This is a genomic window from Sporanaerobacter sp., from assembly GCF_047830725.1.
In the GTDB taxonomy this organism is placed as follows: Bacteria; Bacillota; Clostridia; order Tissierellales; family Sporanaerobacteraceae; genus Sporanaerobacter.
This window is the reverse complement of record NZ_CP181252.1, coordinates 736,672-755,851: the sequence shown is the minus strand read 5'-3', so window position 1 is coordinate 755,851 and position 19,180 is coordinate 736,672. Positions and strand designations below refer to the sequence as shown.

Here is a 19,180-nt window from a genome sequence, read left to right as displayed (position 1 = left end):
TTGCTTAGGACGTAGTCCGCCACGGGGACGTTTCGCTTGGCTGGACGGAAACAATCCCACTGCAAGATCGTGAATTATGGTCCAAATTAGGTGGCAAACAAAACGTCCCCTTGCCACCACGTGTATAATATAGATAGAAGGAACTCAAAAAGAATGGGGTGATGTTTGTGATACTTATAAAAAATATAGAAGTCTATAATCCAGAATATATAGGGAGAAAAGATGTTTTGATTTGTGGTGGGAAAATAGCTTTAATAGAAGATAATATAGAAATTTTCTCTGAAAAAATTCAAACAATAAATGGGACAGGTAAAAAATTGATTCCTGGATTTATAGACAATCACGTACATATTGTCGGAGGCGGAGGAGAAGGTAGCTTCAAGACAAGGGTACCTGAAATCACTTTGTCTAAGCTTGTAGAAGCGGGAATCACAACGGTAGTAGGACTTTTAGGAACGGATTCCACAACTAGAAGTATAGAAAATCTTGTGGCAAAAGCTAAGGCTTTAAGAGAAGAAGGAATCTCCGCCTATGCACTTACAGGTGCTTATGAACTTCCTTCCCCAACTTTGACCAATTCAGTGAAAAAAGATATTGTGTTTATAGAAGAGATAATTGGAGTCAAGATAGCTTTGTCAGATCACAGATCATCTAGCTTGACTCAAGTTGAACTTGCAAGACTTGCTTCAGATGCGAGAGTAGCTGGGATGCTCAGTGGAAAGGCAGGTATAGTAGTAGCTCATATGGGAGATGGAGAAAAAGGGCTTGGTATGATAAATGAAGTTCTCATAGAGACAGATATACCGATTAGAACCATAAGACCTACTCATGTAAATCGCAGAGAAGAACTATTGATAGAATCTCTTGAGTATGCTAAGAAAGGTGGCATAATTGATTTGACCTGTGGTTCAAATGAAGAATTGTCTCCAGGAAAAGTTGTCCAAAGGGCAGAAATTGAAGGAATTCCATTGGAAAACATAACAATTAGCTCTGATGGCTATGGAAGCTGGTCTAGATATGATGAAAAGGGCAATATGACAAAAATAGGAGTATCACAAGTAAATAGTCTTTACGAAGAATTTAGAACGATGGTGTTGGAATTAGGAATTGATATAGAAAAGGCTTTGAAGTTTTTCACAAGCAATGTATCAAGGGCCCTTAATTTTTATCCAAAGAAAGGTACAATAATGGAAGGTTCAGATGCAGATTTCTTGATTGTAGATGGCAATCTTGAAATAAAAACTGTGATTGCCAAGGGACAGTTGATGATGAAGGATGGGGAATTGCTAAAGACAGGAACATATGAATAATATAATTAAAATAATAGGAGGCATATTTTATGAATGAAAAATCAGTCACAAATGAGCTTATTGAAAGGTGTTCAAAGTACTACAATTCAGATTTAAACAACAAAGTATATTCAGATGCTGTCATAAGAAATGGTCTTGTTGATGTAGCACTAAATCACGAAGCTGTTGCAAATATGCACTATCACTTTTCAGAAGAAATAGATGTGGGAGAAGTGACAAATCAAAAGAAAACAGGAAGGTGTTGGATGTTTGCTGCTTTGAACTGTGTGAGACAAGGTATTTCTAGTAGCTTAAATATGAAAGATAAAAATTTTGAGCTTTCTCAAAACTATATATTTTTCTGGGACAAGCTAGAAAAATCTAATTTCTTTTTAGAAAATATAATATCTACTATTGACAAAGATATATATGATCATGAAGTGATTGGGCTATTAAATTCTCCTGTAGAAGAAGGAGGAAGATGGGGATTATTTACAAAACTTATAGAAAAGTATGGAATAGTTCCTAAATATGCAATGCCAGATTCTAAAACTTCAGAGGATTCAAAAGTACTAAATCAAATATTAAATGAAAAGATGAGACAATATGCAAAAGCATTGAGAGAAATGTATAGAGAAAACAAATCCATTGAAGCTATAAGAGATCAAAAAGAAGAAATGCTAATAGATACCTACAATATTTTGTGTCATTTTCTTGGAGAACCACCAAAGAAATTTGACTTTGAATATAGAGATATAAATGGAGATTTCCACAGAGACAAAGATATAACTCCATTGGAGTTTTACAACAAATATTCAAAAGTTAAACCCAAAGATTATGTAGTACTTGTAAATTATCCAGCAGAAGACAAACCTTTTGGAAAAACTTATTCTATAAAATATCATGGCAATGTAGTGGATAATGAGCCAGTTAAATATTTAAATGTTGAAATAAATACCTTAAAGGAATTGGCTATAGCTCAAATCAAGGGCGGAGAGCAAGTTTCCTTTGGCTGTGATGTAGGGAAAATGTCTCATAGGGAATTTGGAATAATGGATATGAACTTGTTCAATTATGAAACTGTTCTAAATACTAAATTTGATATGAACAAAAAAGAAAGACTTATGTACAGAGCTAGCGGTTCATCCCATGTAATGACCTTTACTGGAGTCAATCTTGTAGATGGCAAGCCAAATAGATGGAAAGTCCAAAATAGCTGGGGAGAAGAAGCCGGAAACAGAGGTTTTTATATAATGAGCGATGAGTGGTTTGATGAATATGTCTTAAGAGTGGCCATAAATAAAAAATATGTACCTGAAGAAATATTGAAAGCTTATGAACAAGAACCAATAATGTTAGATCCTTGGAATACCTTGGGCCCAGTATTCTAGCACCGCCACGGGGACGTTTCGCTTGGCTGGACAAAACATGTCCCACAAAAGAGTGCGATAGGTGGCAAACAAAACGTCCCCGTGCCACTATATTTGAAGTAGGTGAGAAAATGAAGGTAATTTTTAATGGAAAGATTGTGACAGAAAATGAAATACTTGAGGATAAAGCCATTGTATTTGATGAAAAAATAGTAGATATAATAGATGAGAGAGAACTAGGCAAGTATGAATATGAAGAAAAAATAGATGCAAAAGGAAATTATGTACTTCCAGGATTTATAGATATTCATATACATGGAGCAGGTGGGAAAGATGTAATGGATGGAAGTATTGAAGCATTAGAAATCATAAGTAAGACAATAGCTAAAAAAGGAGTTACAGGATTTTTAGCGACTACTATGACTATGGGAAAGGATGATATTTTAAACTCCTTTGACAATGTAAGAGAAGCGATGAAAAAAGGAATGCCTGGAGCAAAAATATTGGGTGTGCACATGGAAGGTCCTTTTATTAACAAAGAAAAAATGGGAGCACAAAATCCTGAGTATATCATGAAACCAGATTATGAATTGGTCAAAGACTATTTAGACATTATAAAGATCATCACTCTAGCACCAGAAGAAGATGAAGACTATAGATTTATAGAAAAAATAAAGTCAAATTCAGATGTAGTATTGTCCATAGGGCATACTGCTGCTAGTTATGAACAAGCGATAGAGGCTATAAATAAAGGAATAACTCACGCCACTCATACTTTCAATGCTATGACTCCACTAAATCATAGATCACCAGGAGTAGTAGGTGCTGTTATGAATAGTGACATTACATGCGAATTGATTGCAGATTGCATTCATGTTCATCCAGGTGCTTTCAATGTACTTCTAAAAGTTAAAGGTAGTGACAAAGTCATACTCATTACAGATTCCATGAGAGCTGGATGTATGATGGAAGGACTCTATGAATTAGGCGGGCAAGAAGTAATAGTTAAAAATGGAGCGGCTAGACTTAAAGATGGTGGGTCATTGGCTGGAAGTGTGCTTACTTTAAACATAGCCTTGAAGAATATAGTTGAAAACACTAATTTAGATCTTCCTCAAGCAGTAAAAATGTTATCCTTAAATCCAGCTAAGCTATTGGGATTGGAAAAATCAAAAGGAAGTCTTTCAGTCGGAAAAGATGCAGATATAGTCATAATGGATACATCATACAATGTCAAAAAGACTATAATTTGCGACAGCGGGGACGGTTCTCCTTGTCGCAAAACTCAAAAACGAACAGATAAAATATAATTATCTGTTCGTTTTTTGTTAAAAAGCGGTAAAAGGTGGCAAACAAAACGTCCCCATGCCACCCTATTTACAAATAAAAGCTGATATAATATTATATATTTAGAGTGTCTAAATTTTATTTAATAATGGAGGTATAAATATGGCTCAAGCACATTTTGGGGAAATTGCATCACTTATTACTGCAGTATTTTGGACTATTACTGCCACTTCGTTTGAATTAGCAGGGAAGAAAGTTGGGTCTTTGTCTGTAAATTATATTAGATTGATGATTGGATTTATTTTAATTAGCTTATACACAACTTTTACTAGAGGAATGTTCTTGCCTTTAGATGCAACATCTAGGGCATGGTTTTATCTTAGTTTATCTGGACTTATAGGATTTGTTATTGGAGATATGTTTTTATTTCAGGCATATGTAGAAATTGGTTCAAGAATTTCTATGCTTATAATGGCTTTAGTACCACCTATTACAGCTTTTTTAGGATATATAACCATGGGTGAATTGCTTACAGTATCAAATATTATAGGTATGATTATAACTATTTCAGGGATTGCGTTGGTTGTTTTAATGAGAAATCCAGAAGAAAAAACTTTGAAATTTTCATATTCCGTAAAGGGTATATCCTATGCTTTTATAGGTGCAATTGGGCAGTCTTTGGGATTAATACTTAGCAAAATAGGTATGGGAGATTATAATCCATTTGCTGCTACTCAAATTCGTATAATATCTGGCATTGTTGGGTTCACTATAGTTTTCTTTGCTATGAAAAAATGGGACAAACTGAAAGAGGCTTTAAGTGATAAGAATGCAATGAAATACATATCAATAGGTTCGATATTTGGACCATTCTTAGGGGTATCTTTTAACTTATTAGCTATACAATATACAACTACAGGAGTTGCTTCAACTATAACATCTATAGTTCCCGTACTTATTATTCCTGCATCAGTATTTATTTTAAAAGAAAAAGTATCTCCCAAAGAAATAATTGGTGCAGTTGTTACGGTTGTAGGTGTATCGCTACTTTTCATATAAAATGCGGCAACAAGGACAATATGGCTAAAGTATAGTATAATATATTTATATAACACAAAAGAGCTATGGGGACGTTTCGTTTGGCTGGACAAAAACTGTCCAGCCAAACGAAACGTCCCTATGCCAGACTCGGAAAGGAGAGAATGATATGCTAAGAACGATCGAGTATAGAGATGGGAAAGTCTATATTATAGACCAAACAAAATTGCCAACTATAAAAGAGATAATAGCTATTGAAACAGTGGAAGAATGTTTCCAAGCTATAAAGAAGTTGAAAGTTAGAGGAGCTCCAGCTATTGGAATTGCAGCAGCTTATGGAGTTGTTTTGGGAATAAAGAACTCAAAGGAAAAGGATTTCGAAAGTTTCTGTAAGGAATTAAAAAAGGTAACTGAATATCTTGCTTCTTCAAGACCAACAGCAGTAAATCTATTTTGGGCTTTGGATAGAATGGAGAAAAAGGCTTTGGAGAACAAGGAGAAGCCAGTGGAGGAAATAAAGAATATATTAGAAAATGAAGCTATTTCTATCCAAAGAGAAGATGAAGAAATATGTAGGAAAATTGGAGAAAATGGTATTCACGTACTAAAGAATGGCTCAACTGTTTTGACTCATTGCAATGCAGGAGTATTGGCTACGTCTAAATATGGGACAGCTTTGGCACCAATTTATTTTGCTAAGGAAAAGGGATGGGATATAAAAGTATTTGCTGATGAGACAAGACCATTACTTCAAGGAGCAAGACTTACAGCTTTTGAATTAAATGAGGCTTCCGTAGATGTGACTCTTATCACAGACAATATGGCTGCAATGGTCATGGCAAAGGGATGGATTGATATTGTCATAGTAGGCTGTGATCGTGTTGCTGCCAATGGAGATGTAGCCAACAAAATTGGTACTTATGGAGTAGCATTACTTGCCAAGGCACACAATATTCCATTTTACATAGCAGGTCCAACGACTACTATAGATTTAAATACAGCTACTGGAGATGATATTGTCATAGAAGAAAGAGATAAAGAAGAGATAATATGCGGTTTTGGGAAACAAACAGCTCCTTCAGATGTAAAAGTATTCAATCCAGCATTTGATGTGACGCCTCATGAATTAATTGCAGGTATAATCACAGAAAAAGGCATAGTGAGAGCACCATATGATATAAATTTGAAGAAATTGTTTGATTAATCTTAGAAATAAAAGAGGATTTTTCCATGTCTGTGTAGAAGAGATAATTTATTAGAAAAGTATATTAAATTATTAAATAAACAAGGGGGCTTAAAAATGAGTTTCAAAAACAAAAAACTATGTAGTATTATTTTATCTTTTGCATTAGTATTAGGCATATTTGTAGCGCCACTACAAGATATAGCATTTGCTGAAGAAACAGCAAATGTAAAGGAAATCACAATAGTTCATACAAATGATACTCATTCCAGATTAAAAGAAGGAGATTATGACGGAATGGGATTTGCCAAAATAGCAACAAAAGTGAAAGAATTGAGAAGTGAGAATCCAAATACTATATTACTAGATGCAGGGGATACACTACATGGACTTCCAATAGCTACTGTTTCAAAGGGTGATAGTATCGTTAAGGTAATGAATGCCATGGGATATGATGCAATGGTTCCAGGAAATCATGACTTTAACTATGGATACGATAGACTAATAGAATTGTCAAATAAGACAGAATTCCCAATAGTAGCTGCCAATGTAGTAAAAGAAGATGGAACGAGGGATTTAAAACCTTATACAATAAAAGAAGTGGATGGTATAAAGATAGGTATATTTGGTTTGACTACTCCAGAAACAAAATATAAATCAAATCCAAAGAATACTGAAGGCGTAAATATAGAAGATCCTATAAAAGTAGCAGAAGAAATGGTAAAAGAATTAAAGAAAGAAAAAGTTGATATGATAATTGCTCTATCCCATGTGGGATTAGATGAAGAAAGTGATGTAAAGAGTTCAGATGTAGCAGCAAAAGTAAAGGGAATAGACCTAATCGTTGATGGTCATAGCCACACAGTATTAGAAAATGGAAAAGTAGTTGGAGATACATTGATTGTTCAAACTGGTGAATATGACAAGAATTTAGGTATAGTGAATGTGGAATTTAAAGATGGAAAGATTGTTAACAAAGCTGCAAGTTTATTTACTAAAGAACAAGCTGCTGAAATTAAAGAAGATGAAGAAATTAAAGCATTGATAGAAGAAATTAATAAGGAAAATGAAGAAGTACTATCAGTATTGGTAGGAAAAGCAGCAGTTAAACTTGATGGTGAAAGAGAACAAGTAAGAGGTGGAGAAACAAATCTTGCAAATATCATAACAGATGCAATGATAAAGGCAAGCGGTGCAGATGTTGCTATTACAAATGGTGGTGGGATCAGAGCTTCCATAGAAACTGGAGATATAACAAAGGGTGATGTAATTAAGGTTCTACCATTTGGAAATTATCTAGTTTTAAAAGAAGTAAAAGGAATTGATATACTAAATGCATTGGAACATGGTGTAGTATCATATCCAGAGCTAGCAGGAGGTTTTCCACAAGTAGGTGGAATGACATTTAAGCTAGATCCTTCAAAAGAAGCAGGTAAGAGAATATCTGATGTGATGATTGGTGGGAAACCATTGGATATAAATAGAACATATAAACTTGCTACAAATGACTTTATGGCTGCAGGTGGAGACGGATATGAAATGCTTAAAGATGGGAGAGTATTGGCAGAATATCCAGGCCTTGATGAAATAGTTATGGAATATATCAAGGAATTAGGAACTATAGACAAAAAGGTTGAAGGTAGAATGACTGTTGTAGAAGGTAAACAGGAAGAAAAACCAGTTGTTGTACCTGGCAAAGAAGCAAAAGAAAAATCCTATGTTGTAAAACCTGGCGATGTATTGTGGAGAATAGCAAAGAAATTCAGTACAACTTGGCAAAGATTAGCTGAATACAACAAACTTAAAAATCCACATTTGATATTCCCAGGACAAAAAATAATTATTCCTGCAGAATAATCTAAACTCAAAATCCTTGAAGATTTTTTCTTCAAGGATTTAATTTTTCATGCTTACTCATATTTCCCTAGGATATAATATAGTTAATACAGAATATTTGGAGGGTGAAAAGGATGTATGATGAGTATTTTGATGTGGCAAGGCAAGAAAAAATGAGAAGCACATTTTTAGAAATTGGCAAACGAGGAAGCATGAAAAAATATCCTAAAAATAGCCTGATTGAGATGAAAGGTAGAGATGTAATATGCATTGTAATGAGCGGTAATTTAAAACAGTCTATTTACAGCATTGAAGGAGAAGAAAAAATTCTCTATTTACTTCAAGGAGGAGAAATATTTAAGGAAATGGACTATTTTTGTGGTGGAGAGTCTAAGTTCGTGACCAAAGCTTTAGAAGATAGCATTATATCCATATTAGATGAACGAACAATTGAAGAAATACTCCTTGAAAATCCTCGTATCTATAGAGATATAATTCATAGCATCACAAGAAAGTTTAGGATAGTCATGTTTCAAATGGCAAATATGGCCTTCAGTGATTCTATTGGAAAAGTGGCAGACACACTTATCAGATTGTATTATCAAGAAGGCGAAGAAACTGGTCAAGGCAAAAAGATAAATGAAAGATTTACTCATGAAGAAATTGCTAAACTTATAGGTTGCTCAAGGGTGACAGTGACCAGAGCATTAAATAAATTTAAAGATGAAGGGATAATAGATACTGCTAATGGGGAAATAATTATTAGAGATATAGAAAATTTAGAAAAATATATAAAATGGAAGTAAATTTGTATCCTAGTATACAGAAATGAATTTTAGTATATTATATATTTAAATTAATTGAAAATAAAAACAATGAAGGGAGGAGAGGCTTTTGTGACAAATCGTTATATGACAGTATTTTTTGTCACACTACCTATCATTGGATTGTTGGAGAGATATGGGCTTAAACAAAGAGCAGCAGAACTTATAGGAAATGTAAAAGCAGCTACGGCTGGAAAGATATTATCAATTTATATGGTCATAAGAACAATATCAGCAGCTCTTTCTTTGAGATTGCGGTACACTACTCACTCCTATGGCAGCAAATTTCAATATAGTACCTGCAGCAATACTTGAAATAAAAGATAAAAATAGAGTCATAAAAACTCAAGCACCAATGGCATTGATACTTTTGGTTATACACATAGTACTCATGCTAGTTTGGGCATTTTAAGGAGGTAAAAAAATGAAGGTATTAGTTACTGGGTTTGATCCATTTGGTGGGGAAAGTATAAATCCTGCCTATGAAGCAGTAAAAAGATTAGATAGTGAAATAGCTGGAGCAGAAATTGTCAAAGTAGAAATTCCTACAGTATTTAGAAAATCTATAAACAAATTAGATGAGGCAATTGAAAGAGAAAATCCCGATGTTGTCATATGTGTAGGGCAAGCTGGTGGAAGATTTGATATGACTGTTGAAAGAGTAGCTATAAATATAAGCGATGCACCTATAGGAGACAACGAAGGAAATATGCCTGTAGATGAGCCAATATTTGAAGATGGCGAACCAGCATATTTTTCACAACTTCCTATAAAAGCTATGGTTCAAAAAATAAGGGAAGGTGGCATCCCTGCCAGCGTATCAAATACCGCTGGAACTTATGTATGTAATCACATCATGTATGGGCTACATTATTTAATTGACAAGAAATATCCAAATATAAAGGGTGGATTCATTCATGTGCCATTTCTTCCAGAACAAGTAGTTGACAAAAGAGCTACAGCAAGTATGAATCTAAACGATATCATCAAAGCTTTAACTCTTGCCATTGAAGCAGTAGTAGAAAACAAACAAGATATAAAAGTTTCAGAAGGCCAAACTCATTAATCTTAAAACACAGGGACGGGCTGTTTAAAAAACAATTCCTCCCTGTGTTTTTTAATGATGTTCATTGAATTCTAGTATTTTCATAGACATAGTCAGCCTAAAAATTTCATCCCCATTTTCCAAGTCCAAATTTGCAATTTCTTTTATTTTGTTTAATCTATAGTTTATAGTATTCCTATGGATATACATATTTTTTGCAGTTTGCACAGCATTTTTATCTGCAGCAATATAGGCCTTTAGGGTTTTAAAATATTCGGTGTTGTTTTTCTTGTCATAGTCAATGAGTTTCAATAGCCCATCGCTACAAAAATTTAAAAGGTCTATATTTGGATTGGTATTGCACAATAGATGGTAGAATTTAAGATCTTCATAGAAAAATACATTTCCATTTAAATTTAACTTTGAGGCCAATTCCAAAGTATCTTTGCACTGCTTGTAGGAGTTTCCTATATTCAAAATATTGTGAAAATTAGAACTTACAGCCAATGTTATGCCTTGCTTTTCCAGAAAATCTACAAGTTTTTTCTTTGCCTTAGGGCTTATAGAAGAGTCTTTTTTCAAATCCACCAATACCAATATATGATCTTTATAAAATAGAGACTTGTATTCGGAAAATATTTGTTCCAAAGATTGCTTTAAATAATTGGAAGGAGTATTTGTGGTATTGTAATTGGATATTTCAGCTACCAGTAGATATAAATTGTCTCCAAAATTGCAATTTGCAGACTTCATTCTTTCTTTTAGAGTTCTTTCATTTGCAACACTTTTTTCCAATATATCAACAATTAAATTTTCATACATAAGTCCATTTAAATTCCTATAAACTTGGTCCTTTTTTAGTTCTTCAGAGATAACATTGCTCAAAAGTTTTATCACTTCATAAGTATTGTCTGTAAACTTTTCGTTGGATTCTAGGATAATGACATAACCTACAGAATTTCCATCTATAATTACTTTGCTGACTAGTTTTCTTATGGGACTTTCAGGGCAGATGACTATAAAGGGTTCGTTGGTATTTGGAGAGCTTTGGAAGGACTTTATCTTTTTAACTGCAGAAATGAATTCATAGGAACAATAGCCCATATTTATATTGTTGAGCCAAAAGGATTCAGTTATTTCTTCTACATCTGAATGAGCTAGTACCTTAAATCCTGAATCTATGAGTATGACAGGATTTTGAAGTATTTCGGAACTAATATTTACAATATATTTGAGCCCTTTTTCTTTTATGAGGGCATCTAACAATATGGCTGAACTATCCAAGAGTATATAGTCTTTTATGAACATATCCTTTACACTATTGAACAACTTTTGGAATTCTATATTAGAATTATATTCTATAATACTTATTTTTCTATTTATAAGCCTCTCTAAATCATATCCCTCATCTTTTAATATCAACAAATTGCATTTGGAAATGTTTTCTATATTCATTTCATTTAAAGTAGAAGCTTCACATACATAAAGTATGTTTTTTCTTAAAATGCTTATTTCATCACTCAACAATTCTGAATCAATGAGAAATTCTTCGCCATTTTGCTTTGAATACAAGGCCTTTGAACAATCCTTAAGATTGTTATAAATATCAATAAGTTTTATTGCCATAACGTTTTCCCCCTTTGTAATTATTATAGTGCATGGTGCACAAAAAAGGCAAGAATTATTGTATTTGGAGCCCATAGAAAATTGAGTTTTATTGTATTAAAGTAATACATAAGAACGTTAAATAAATAACGGAGGTGCTAATATGGAATACAATTATCTATTTAAAAAAGGCCAAATTGGGAAGTTGACTTTAAAAAACAGAATAGTTATGCCTGCTATGGGAACTTCTTTGGCCTCATCTACAGGTGAAGCAAGTGACAGAATGATTAAATATTATGAAGAAAGAGCAAAGGGTGGCTGTGGTCTCATAATCACAGAAATAACTAGAATTGACGATGAAACAGGTGTGGGAACACCAAATCAATTGTGTGCTACAAATGCAAATCAAATTCCAAGACTAGAAAGATTGGCAAGAGCAGTTCACAAATATGACACAAAGATATTTTTGCAACTTCATCATCCTGGAAGACAATCTCATAGTAGACTTATTGAGGGAAGACAAATTGCTGCACCAAGTCCAATACCTTGCAAGACTATAGGAGAAATGCCAAGAGAGATGACTACAGAAGAAATAGAAGGACTTGTAAAGAAATTTGTAGCTGGAGCTAAAATTGCACAAATAGCTGGAATAGATGGTGTAGAACTTCATGGTGCTCATGGATACTTAATAGGACAATTTATGAGTCCATTGACAAACAAGAGAACAGATAAGTATGGTGGAAGTTTTGTAAATAGAATGAGATTTGTTACAGAAATTATTTTAGGCATAAGACATATCTGTGGACCAAATTTTCCAATTAGCGTTAGAATTGATGGGGATGAATTTGTGGAAGGTGGAATTACTCAAGAAGAAGCTATAAAAATGGCTAGATATTTAGAAAGTATAGGAGTAGACGCTATAAATGTAAGTTCAGGAACTTATGAATCAGCCGTAACCATTATAGAACCAGTTTCTTATCCTGAGGGATGGAAAAAACATTTAGCTGAAGGAATAAAGAAAAGTGTAAAAATTCCAGTTATAGCTTGTAACAATGTAAAAACTCCAGAGGTAGCTGAAAGGTTGTTGGCAGAAGGAATTTGTGATTTCATAGCATTGGGGAGAGCTCAATTGGCTGATTCTGAATTTGGAAAGAAAGCTATGGAGGGCAGAGAAAAAGAAATAAGACCTTGCATATCTTGTTTGCACTGTATAGAACAAGTAATGGATGGTAAAGCAGTAGAATGTGCTGTAAACCCAAGGCTTGGATATGAAGGGGAATATGCTCGGTATGAAAAAGATGGAGATGGAAGAGTTGTAGCAGTCATTGGTGGAGGACCTGCTGGCATGGAAGCAGCAAGGGTACTAGCTATAAGAGGATTCAAGGTAGTATTGTTTGAAAAGAAAGACCATTTAGGAGGAAGTGTATATCTAGGAAGTATTCCACCATGCAAAGACAAATTGAAAGCTCTAGTAAATAATATGGAATATCAGATAAGACAATTGGGAGTGGATATAAGACTAAATTGTGCACCAACTATTGAAGATTTAAAGGCTTTAAATCCATATGCAGTATTTGTAGCTATGGGCGGAAACGCTATAGTTCCAGAAATGCCTGGAATTCATGGGGAAAATGTAGTGATAGCAACTGATGTACTAGACCAAAAGATGGATATAAGAGGAAAGAAAATTGTAGTTGCTGGTTCAGGAATGACTGGACTTGAAACAGCTGAGTATTTAGCTGAAAAAGGAAATGATGTAGAAGTAATAGAAATGCAAAAAGATATAGGACCCGGCGTATATGCTTCAGTACTATATGATATAACTACTAGGCTTAAAAAATACGGAGTAAAAATGCATACGAGAAGACAATTAGTTGCAATTGAAGAAGGAAAAGTTCATCTACTAAACACTTATGACAATACTAAAATGACTATGGATGCAGATTGTGTAGTATTGTCCTTGGGAGTACGTCCTCAAGTAAATGAGTTTGTAGGGGATATAGAAAAGAACTTTAAGAATGTAAAAATTCTTGGAGATTCCCAAAGGCCAGGAAAAGTTTATGATGCAGTACAAACAGGTTTTGACAAGGCATATGCATTAGAATAAAAGGGGGAGTTTTGGATGAAGGAATTCAAAGGCAAAGTAGCTGTTGTTACTGGTGGAGCCAATGGTATAGGCCATGCCTTAGCTCAGGAAGCTGTAAAAAGAGGAATGAAAGTAGTTATAGCAGATATTGATAAAAAAGGCTTGGATAGAGTGGAAAGTGAATTTAAAGACCTAAATGCAGATTTTATGACTGTATATATGGACGTAACTGAATACAATGATATGGAAATGTTAGCTGAGAAGACATTAGATAAATATGGGCAAGTAGATATTTTCTTCAACAACGCTGGAGTAGTAGTTCCTGGTTCTATTTGGAAATTGCCATTAAATGATATAGATTATATCATGCAATCAAATCTATATAGTGTTCTCTATGGATTAAAAGTATTTGTACCTATCATGGAAGAACAGGGTACAGATTGCCATATAGTCAATACTGCAAGTGTAGCAGGACTTCTTTCTACTTCAGGAATGCCAACATATCATATGACCAAGTTTGGTAATATAGGACTTTCTGAATCTATAAATTATGAATTGCAAGAAAAAGGCTCAAAGATAAAGATGTCAGTATTTTGTCCAGGATTTATTCAAACAGATTTACATCACTGCGATGATAGAAGACCAGAAAAGTTTAAGATTGACTGGGAAGACCCATATTATCAAAGTGAAGAATATAAAAATGGGCTTAAAAGAGCTCATCATGTCATAACTACAGGCTTACCAATTGATAGCGTTGGGATGAGTGTATTCCAAGCTATAGAAGATGAACAATTCTATATTTTAACCCATCCACAATATCAGCCTGTTATAGGCTGGAGAGTTAAAAATATATTAGATATGAAAAATCCAGATATAAATTTCTTTAAATAAAACACAAAAATATATTTGCCGCCAAGGGTGCAACACCCTTGGCGGTTTTGCATCAGCTACCTTGACAAAATAAAAAATGAGTAGTATCATAGAAAATAAGCACAAGTTTATAATATAAACAAATATTAAGGAGATTCTTATGACCAAAAGAGAAGAAGAGATATTGGAACTGATTTCTAAAAATCCACTTATCTCCCAAAAGGAGATAGCAGAAGAACTAGGGATCACTCGTTCTTCTGTGGGAGTTCATATTGGAAACCTTATGAAAAAAGGCTATATCATAGGAAAAGGCTATATTGTCAAAAGAAAACCTTATGTAGTTGTTGTAGGTGGAGCTAATGTGGATATAATAGGCCTTCCCTATAAATCTCTCATCATGGAGGATTCCAATCCAGGAAAGACTACTATTTCTCTGGGAGGAGTAGGTAGAAATATTGGAGAAAACTTGGCTAGACTTGGTATGGATACAAGGCTTATAACTGTCCTTGGAAGTGATACCTATGGGAAGCATATAGTTGAAGATGGAATAAAAATAGGCCTTGATATGTCGGATTCTCTCATTGTTCAAGATGAAGATACTTCTACTTATCTTTGCATACTAGATGAAAATGGCGATATGAAATTGGCACTATCTTCTATGGACATATTTGAGAATTTTAGTATACCATTTATTGAAAGCAAAAGAGATATCATTGAAAATTCCAGACTTTGTGTAGTGGATACCAATATACCTGAGGAAGTAATTAGATATATGGTGGAAAATATTGAAGCTGATTATTTTTTAGACACAGTATCTACTACAAAGGCCAAAAAAGTTAAAGATATAATAGGACATTTTCATACCATAAAACCCAACAAGATTGAAGCAGAAATACTTTCAGGGATTGAGATAAATTCAGAAGATGATTTAAAAAAAGCTTCATATTGTCTTTTAGAAAAAGGTGTAAAGAGGGTTTTCATTTCCCTTGGAGAAAAGGGTGTATACTATTTTGATGGAAAAATAGAAAGACATGTTCTTCCTCCCAAGGCAAATATAAAAAATGCTACAGGAGCAGGAGATGCTTTTCTTGCAGGAGTAGCCTATTCATATTTCAATGACTTTTCTATTGAAGAAACTTTAAACTTTGCCATAGGTGCTTCTGTACTTACATTGGAAGACGAAAACACTATAAATCCCAATATTTCACCTGAAAAAATTAAAAAAAGAATGGAGATGGAAATATGTTAGAAAATTATATGGAGATAAGCAAAGAAGTAAAAGCTGCTATAGAGGGAAAGAAGCCAGTGGTAGCACTAGAATCAACTATTATTTCTCATGGAATGCCCTATCCCAAAAATGTAGAGACAGCACTAGAAGTGGAAGAGATCATTAGGAGTATGGGGGCAATACCAGCAACTATAGCCATACTTAATGGGAAAATAAAAGTAGGGCTTTCTCACGACGAAATAGAGTATTTGGGGAAGGCCAAAGATGTCTACAAAGTAAGCAGAAGAGATTTACCTTTTATAATTGCAAAGGGCCTCAATGGTGCTACAACTGTGGCTAGTACTATGATCATTTCAAAATTAGCTGGTATAAAAGTATTTGTCACAGGAGGAATAGGTGGAGTTCACAGAGGTGCAGAAAAGAGCTTTGATATTTCAGCGGATCTTCAAGAACTTGCCCATACTGATGTAGCAGTAGTTTGTGCAGGAGCTAAATCCATACTTGATTTAGGACTCACCCTTGAATATCTTGAAACTTTTGGAGTACCAGTTGTAGGGTACAAGACCGATGAGTTTCCAGCATTTTTTACAAGGAAAAGTGGATATGGCGTAGACTACAGAGTAGACAGTGAAGAAGAATTGGCTAAGGCGATAAAGACAAAATGGGATTTAGGCTTAAATGGAGGAATAGTAGTAGCAAATCCAATTCCTGAAGAATATGAAATGGACAAATCTGCCATAGATAAGGCTATAGAAGAAGTATTGAAAGAAGCAGAAGAAAAAGGTATAAAGGGCAAAAAAGTCACACCATTTTTATTGTCAAGGGTAAAGGACAAAACTGGTGGAGACAGTCTTGAATCAAATATCAAATTGGTCTACAACAATGCCAAAGTAGGAGCCAATTTAGCCATAGAATTGTCAAAATTATAAATCGACAAAAACCCCTTAAGGAAAATTTCTTTAAGGGGTTTTTAAAAATATTGTTAAATATATAGAATATATGTCGATACATATATGAGAGGAGGGGTTCTAATGATTGAATCGGAATACGAGAGAATGATTGTAGAGATAATATCTAGTTCTGGAACCGCTAGAAGCCATATATTTGAAGCGTTAAAAGAAGCTAAAGAGTACAATTTTGAAAAAATGGATGAACTTTTAGATATGGCGGACAATGAGCTTAATATTGCCCATAGTTTTCAGACCAATATCATACGAGAAGAAATAAAAAAAGAAAATGATTCTGTGACTCTACTCATGGTTCATGCTCAAGACCATCTCATGGCATCTATGCTTGCTAGAGATTTAGCTGATGATATAGCAAATCTTTATAGAGAAATATATGATTTAAAAAATTCTAAATAAAAGCCCTTGGAAAATCCAAGAGCTTTTTTTAGAATTTTATTTGTGAAATGAGCATCTGAAGCCCTTCTGCAAGTTTTGCAAGGGATTCACTTGCAGCAGTTATCTCTTCCATAGATGCAGTTTCTTCTTCAGTAGCAGCAGAAATAGTTTGGATTTCTCCAGCAACTTGTCTACTTAAATTTTCCACAGAAGTAGAAGCCTCTACCAATTCATTGGCACCCATTCCCAATTCAGTTATGGAATTTATGGTATTGTTTATAGCTCTACTCACATCAAGTATTACATTTGAAATTTCTTCAAAAGAATTCTTAGCTATATTCACTATTTCCACACCTTTATCCACATCTTCCTTGCTTACATCCATATTTTCATTGGCTTCATCAATTGTCTGTTGATTTTCCACTATGATATTGTATATTTCTTCAGTAGATCTTGAAGTTTCCTCAGCAAGTTTTCTTATCTCTTCAGCTACTACAGAAAATCCCTTTCCAGCTTCTCCAGCTCTAGCTGCTTCAATGGCAGCATTTAGTGCAAGTAAATTGGTTTGTTCTGCTATAGTACGAATCACGTTTATTATAGCATCCATCTTTTTAGAGCTTTCATTTACTTCCATAAGAGATTTTTTCACTAAATCCGTACTTTCAGTGATATGTCTCATTTGAACAATTGTACTATCTATTTTATCCTTTCCATCTATAGTGTGATCATATACACTATCAACTAGTTCTGCCATTTCTACGGATTTGTTGGAAATATTGTCTATTTGAGCAGAAATTTTTTCAATTGAAGAAGCCATTTTATCCACTTCATTTAATTGTCCATCAGAGCTACCAGCTATTTCAGCAGCAGATTCAGCAATATGTGAAGAAGCAAGAGCAGCTTCCTCTGAAGTAGCAGCAAGTTCTTGTGATGAGGCAGCTACTTGTTCTGAAGTCTCAGAAATTTCTTTTGAAAATTCTCTAAAATTTTTAATGACTATATCAAAAGACTTGGCAATATCTCCTATTTCATCTTTTCTATTTAATAGTTTTTCATCTATATCTTTTGACAAATCTAAATCTGCTATGTTTTTAGCTCTATTTGCTACTGAGATTAAAGGCTTTGTTATGCTTTTGCTAAATAACATAGAGAACAATATTCCTACAAGTATAGCAGCTATAGTAGTTGTGAACATTGATTTTTTTAAAGAATTTAATTGAGAAAGCATTTCAGCTTCAGGAACATTTACAGCTATAGACCAATTGTTTCCTCCCATAGGAGCATAGGCTACTAACCTTTTTTCACCCTTATATGTATAGGTTCCAACACCAGTCTTACCTTTTGTTGCCTTTTCAACAAGTTCTGCATACTCTTTTAGAGAACTATTGTTTTTAGCATTTGAAAGATTTAATTCTCCACTTTCCACCAATGTCTTGTCTGGATGGTAGAGAATTTCTCCATTTTTATTAAAAAGTATAGCATGACCTGTTTTCCCTACTTCTATATCTTCAAGTATTTTGTAAAAACTTTTTGCTTCCTCATATCCAACCAATATGCCTACAATTTTATTGTTGTCTTTTAGAGGTACAGCTATAGCTACTTGCATTACTCCTCTTGTCTTGCTAATTAAAGGATCTGAAATATTTGATTGTCCATTTTTAGCTAAAGAAAAATAATTTCTATCACTAATATTGACTGTTTTTCCATCAGCAAAAGTCAAATTTCCATCTAAATCAACTATTGCAATATCAAACAAGTCTAAATTACGTTTTTCAGTTCTTAGTGCAATAGCTTTTTCATTCCATGGTACTTTTGGATCATAAATTTCTTTTATTCTACTTGCATTTTCTAAATCTGAAATAAGTTTTTCTATTCTTTCATTGATAAGCTTTGCTGAATCTTGTGCATTGTCTTTAAGGCTATTATATGTCATTTGGGTTATGTTTTTTTTGCTTATACCAAAAGATGCATAGCCTAGTGCCATGCAAAGTACAAGAATTAAAGCTGTGATGGAAATTAAAAGAACAAAACCTATACTTTTTTTTCTCTTGTCCACAATAAACCCTCCTCGTTAAAATATACTGAAAATAAGATATATACTATAAATATATAAAAAATACTTTACCACATTTAAATATATAATATTTATAGAGATAGTGCAAATTTTCGAAGAAAA

The 19,180-nt window shown here is 33.8% G+C and carries 16 protein-coding genes and 1 pseudogene; 15 read left to right on the top strand and 2 right to left on the bottom strand.

Going from position 1 to position 19,180, the window contains the following annotated elements; genetic code table 11:
- Positions 1-167: 167 nt before the first annotated feature.
- The 10 genes and pseudogenes from iadA to pcp all read left to right on the top strand — a co-directional run bounded on the left by iadA (position 168) and on the right by pcp (position 9,893).
- Positions 168-1,310 (top strand): beta-aspartyl-peptidase, encoded by a 1,143-nt coding sequence (gene iadA / locus ACFWUA_RS03675; protein ID WP_416198815.1) that lies wholly within the window; start codon positions 168-170, stop codon positions 1,308-1,310.
- A 29-nt stretch (positions 1,311-1,339) separates the two neighbouring features.
- On the top strand, positions 1,340-2,680 hold the full coding sequence (locus ACFWUA_RS03670) for an aminopeptidase C (protein WP_416198814.1): 1,341 nt from the start codon (positions 1,340-1,342) through the stop codon (positions 2,678-2,680).
- Positions 2,681-2,790: 110 nt separating this feature from the next.
- On the top strand, positions 2,791-3,969 hold the full coding sequence (nagA, locus tag ACFWUA_RS03665) for an N-acetylglucosamine-6-phosphate deacetylase (protein WP_416198813.1): 1,179 nt from the start codon (positions 2,791-2,793) through the stop codon (positions 3,967-3,969).
- A gap of 139 nt (positions 3,970-4,108) precedes the next feature.
- Complete coding sequence (locus tag ACFWUA_RS03660; RefSeq protein ID WP_416198812.1) at positions 4,109-5,005, top strand: DMT family transporter; 897 nt, start codon at positions 4,109-4,111, stop codon at positions 5,003-5,005.
- 148 nt (positions 5,006-5,153) lie between these two features.
- A complete protein-coding gene (mtnA, locus tag ACFWUA_RS03655; protein ID WP_416198811.1) occupies positions 5,154-6,188 on the top strand; it encodes an S-methyl-5-thioribose-1-phosphate isomerase in 1,035 nt (344 codons plus the stop codon).
- Between the two features lie 96 nt (positions 6,189-6,284).
- Positions 6,285-8,024 carry a 5'-nucleotidase C-terminal domain-containing protein gene (locus ACFWUA_RS03650; protein WP_416198810.1) on the top strand — a complete coding sequence of 580 codons (1,740 nt, stop codon included), beginning with the start codon at positions 6,285-6,287 and terminating at the stop codon, positions 8,022-8,024.
- A 113-nt stretch (positions 8,025-8,137) separates the two neighbouring features.
- On the top strand, positions 8,138-8,809 hold the full coding sequence (locus ACFWUA_RS03645) for a Crp/Fnr family transcriptional regulator (RefSeq protein ID WP_416198809.1): 672 nt from the start codon (positions 8,138-8,140) through the stop codon (positions 8,807-8,809).
- 69 nt (positions 8,810-8,878) lie between these two features.
- A complete protein-coding gene (locus ACFWUA_RS03640; RefSeq protein WP_416198808.1) occupies positions 8,879-9,142 on the top strand; it encodes a 5-oxoproline transporter, DUF969 family subunit in 264 nt (87 codons plus the stop codon).
- Positions 9,081-9,239 (top strand): annotated as a pseudogene (locus ACFWUA_RS03635) (5-oxoproline transporter, DUF979 family subunit); the annotation flags it as partial. The gene ACFWUA_RS03640 and the pseudogene ACFWUA_RS03635, both read left to right, overlap by 62 nt.
- Positions 9,240-9,251: 12 nt before the next feature.
- Positions 9,252-9,893: a pyroglutamyl-peptidase I gene (gene pcp / locus ACFWUA_RS03630; protein ID WP_416198807.1), complete on the top strand. Its 642-nt coding sequence runs from the start codon at positions 9,252-9,254 to the stop codon at positions 9,891-9,893.
- 51 nt (positions 9,894-9,944) lie between these two features.
- Here pcp and ACFWUA_RS03625 read toward each other — a convergent pair whose 3' ends face one another.
- The gene (locus ACFWUA_RS03625; RefSeq protein WP_416198806.1) at positions 9,945-11,498 is read right to left on the bottom strand and encodes a PucR family transcriptional regulator; all 1,554 of its coding nucleotides are present in this window, start codon (positions 11,496-11,498) and stop codon (positions 9,945-9,947) included.
- Between the two features lie 142 nt (positions 11,499-11,640).
- On the opposite strand from ACFWUA_RS03625, the gene ACFWUA_RS03620 reads away from it, so the two are divergent.
- From ACFWUA_RS03620 to ACFWUA_RS03600, 5 genes are all read left to right on the top strand, one after another.
- On the top strand, positions 11,641-13,584 hold the full coding sequence (locus ACFWUA_RS03620; protein WP_416198805.1) for an FAD-dependent oxidoreductase: 1,944 nt from the start codon (positions 11,641-11,643) through the stop codon (positions 13,582-13,584).
- Between the two features lie 15 nt (positions 13,585-13,599).
- A complete protein-coding gene (locus ACFWUA_RS03615) occupies positions 13,600-14,454 on the top strand; it encodes an SDR family NAD(P)-dependent oxidoreductase (protein ID WP_416198804.1) in 855 nt (284 codons plus the stop codon).
- Positions 14,455-14,593: 139 nt separating this feature from the next.
- Entirely contained in the window at positions 14,594-15,682 is a 1,089-nt protein-coding gene (locus ACFWUA_RS03610; protein ID WP_416198803.1) for a carbohydrate kinase, read from the top strand.
- A complete protein-coding gene (locus ACFWUA_RS03605; RefSeq protein ID WP_416198802.1) occupies positions 15,676-16,590 on the top strand; it encodes a pseudouridine-5'-phosphate glycosidase in 915 nt (304 codons plus the stop codon). The genes ACFWUA_RS03610 and ACFWUA_RS03605 overlap by 7 nt, the downstream gene beginning before the upstream one ends.
- Before the next feature lie 102 nt (positions 16,591-16,692).
- Complete coding sequence (locus ACFWUA_RS03600) at positions 16,693-17,025, top strand: PTS lactose/cellobiose transporter subunit IIA (RefSeq protein ID WP_416198801.1); 333 nt, start codon at positions 16,693-16,695, stop codon at positions 17,023-17,025.
- A gap of 28 nt (positions 17,026-17,053) precedes the next feature.
- On the opposite strand, the gene ACFWUA_RS03595 is transcribed toward ACFWUA_RS03600, so the two are convergent.
- The gene (locus ACFWUA_RS03595) at positions 17,054-19,060 is read right to left on the bottom strand and encodes a methyl-accepting chemotaxis protein (RefSeq protein ID WP_416198800.1); all 2,007 of its coding nucleotides are present in this window, start codon (positions 19,058-19,060) and stop codon (positions 17,054-17,056) included.
- Positions 19,061-19,180 lie beyond the last annotated feature (120 nt).

Coding starts and splice junctions, on each gene's coding strand:
- ACFWUA_RS03615 (WP_416198804.1), top strand. CDS start 13,600: ATGAAGGAATTCAAAGGCAAAGTAGCTGTTGTTACTGGTGGAGCCAAT.
- ACFWUA_RS03600 (WP_416198801.1), top strand. CDS start 16,693: ATGATTGAATCGGAATACGAGAGAATGATTGTAGAGATAATATCTAGT.
- mtnA (WP_416198811.1), top strand. CDS start 5,154: ATGCTAAGAACGATCGAGTATAGAGATGGGAAAGTCTATATTATAGAC.
- ACFWUA_RS03625 (WP_416198806.1), bottom strand. CDS start 11,498: ATGGCAATAAAACTTATTGATATTTATAACAATCTTAAGGATTGTTCA.
- ACFWUA_RS03640 (WP_416198808.1), top strand. CDS start 8,879: ATGAAGGGAGGAGAGGCTTTTGTGACAAATCGTTATATGACAGTATTT.
- ACFWUA_RS03670 (WP_416198814.1), top strand. CDS start 1,340: ATGAATGAAAAATCAGTCACAAATGAGCTTATTGAAAGGTGTTCAAAG.
- ACFWUA_RS03660 (WP_416198812.1), top strand. CDS start 4,109: ATGGCTCAAGCACATTTTGGGGAAATTGCATCACTTATTACTGCAGTA.
- nagA (WP_416198813.1), top strand. CDS start 2,791: ATGAAGGTAATTTTTAATGGAAAGATTGTGACAGAAAATGAAATACTT.
- ACFWUA_RS03620 (WP_416198805.1), top strand. CDS start 11,641: ATGGAATACAATTATCTATTTAAAAAAGGCCAAATTGGGAAGTTGACT.
- ACFWUA_RS03645 (WP_416198809.1), top strand. CDS start 8,138: ATGTATGATGAGTATTTTGATGTGGCAAGGCAAGAAAAAATGAGAAGC.
- ACFWUA_RS03605 (WP_416198802.1), top strand. CDS start 15,676: ATGTTAGAAAATTATATGGAGATAAGCAAAGAAGTAAAAGCTGCTATA.
- ACFWUA_RS03650 (WP_416198810.1), top strand. CDS start 6,285: ATGAGTTTCAAAAACAAAAAACTATGTAGTATTATTTTATCTTTTGCA.
- ACFWUA_RS03610 (WP_416198803.1), top strand. CDS start 14,594: ATGACCAAAAGAGAAGAAGAGATATTGGAACTGATTTCTAAAAATCCA.
- pcp (WP_416198807.1), top strand. CDS start 9,252: ATGAAGGTATTAGTTACTGGGTTTGATCCATTTGGTGGGGAAAGTATA.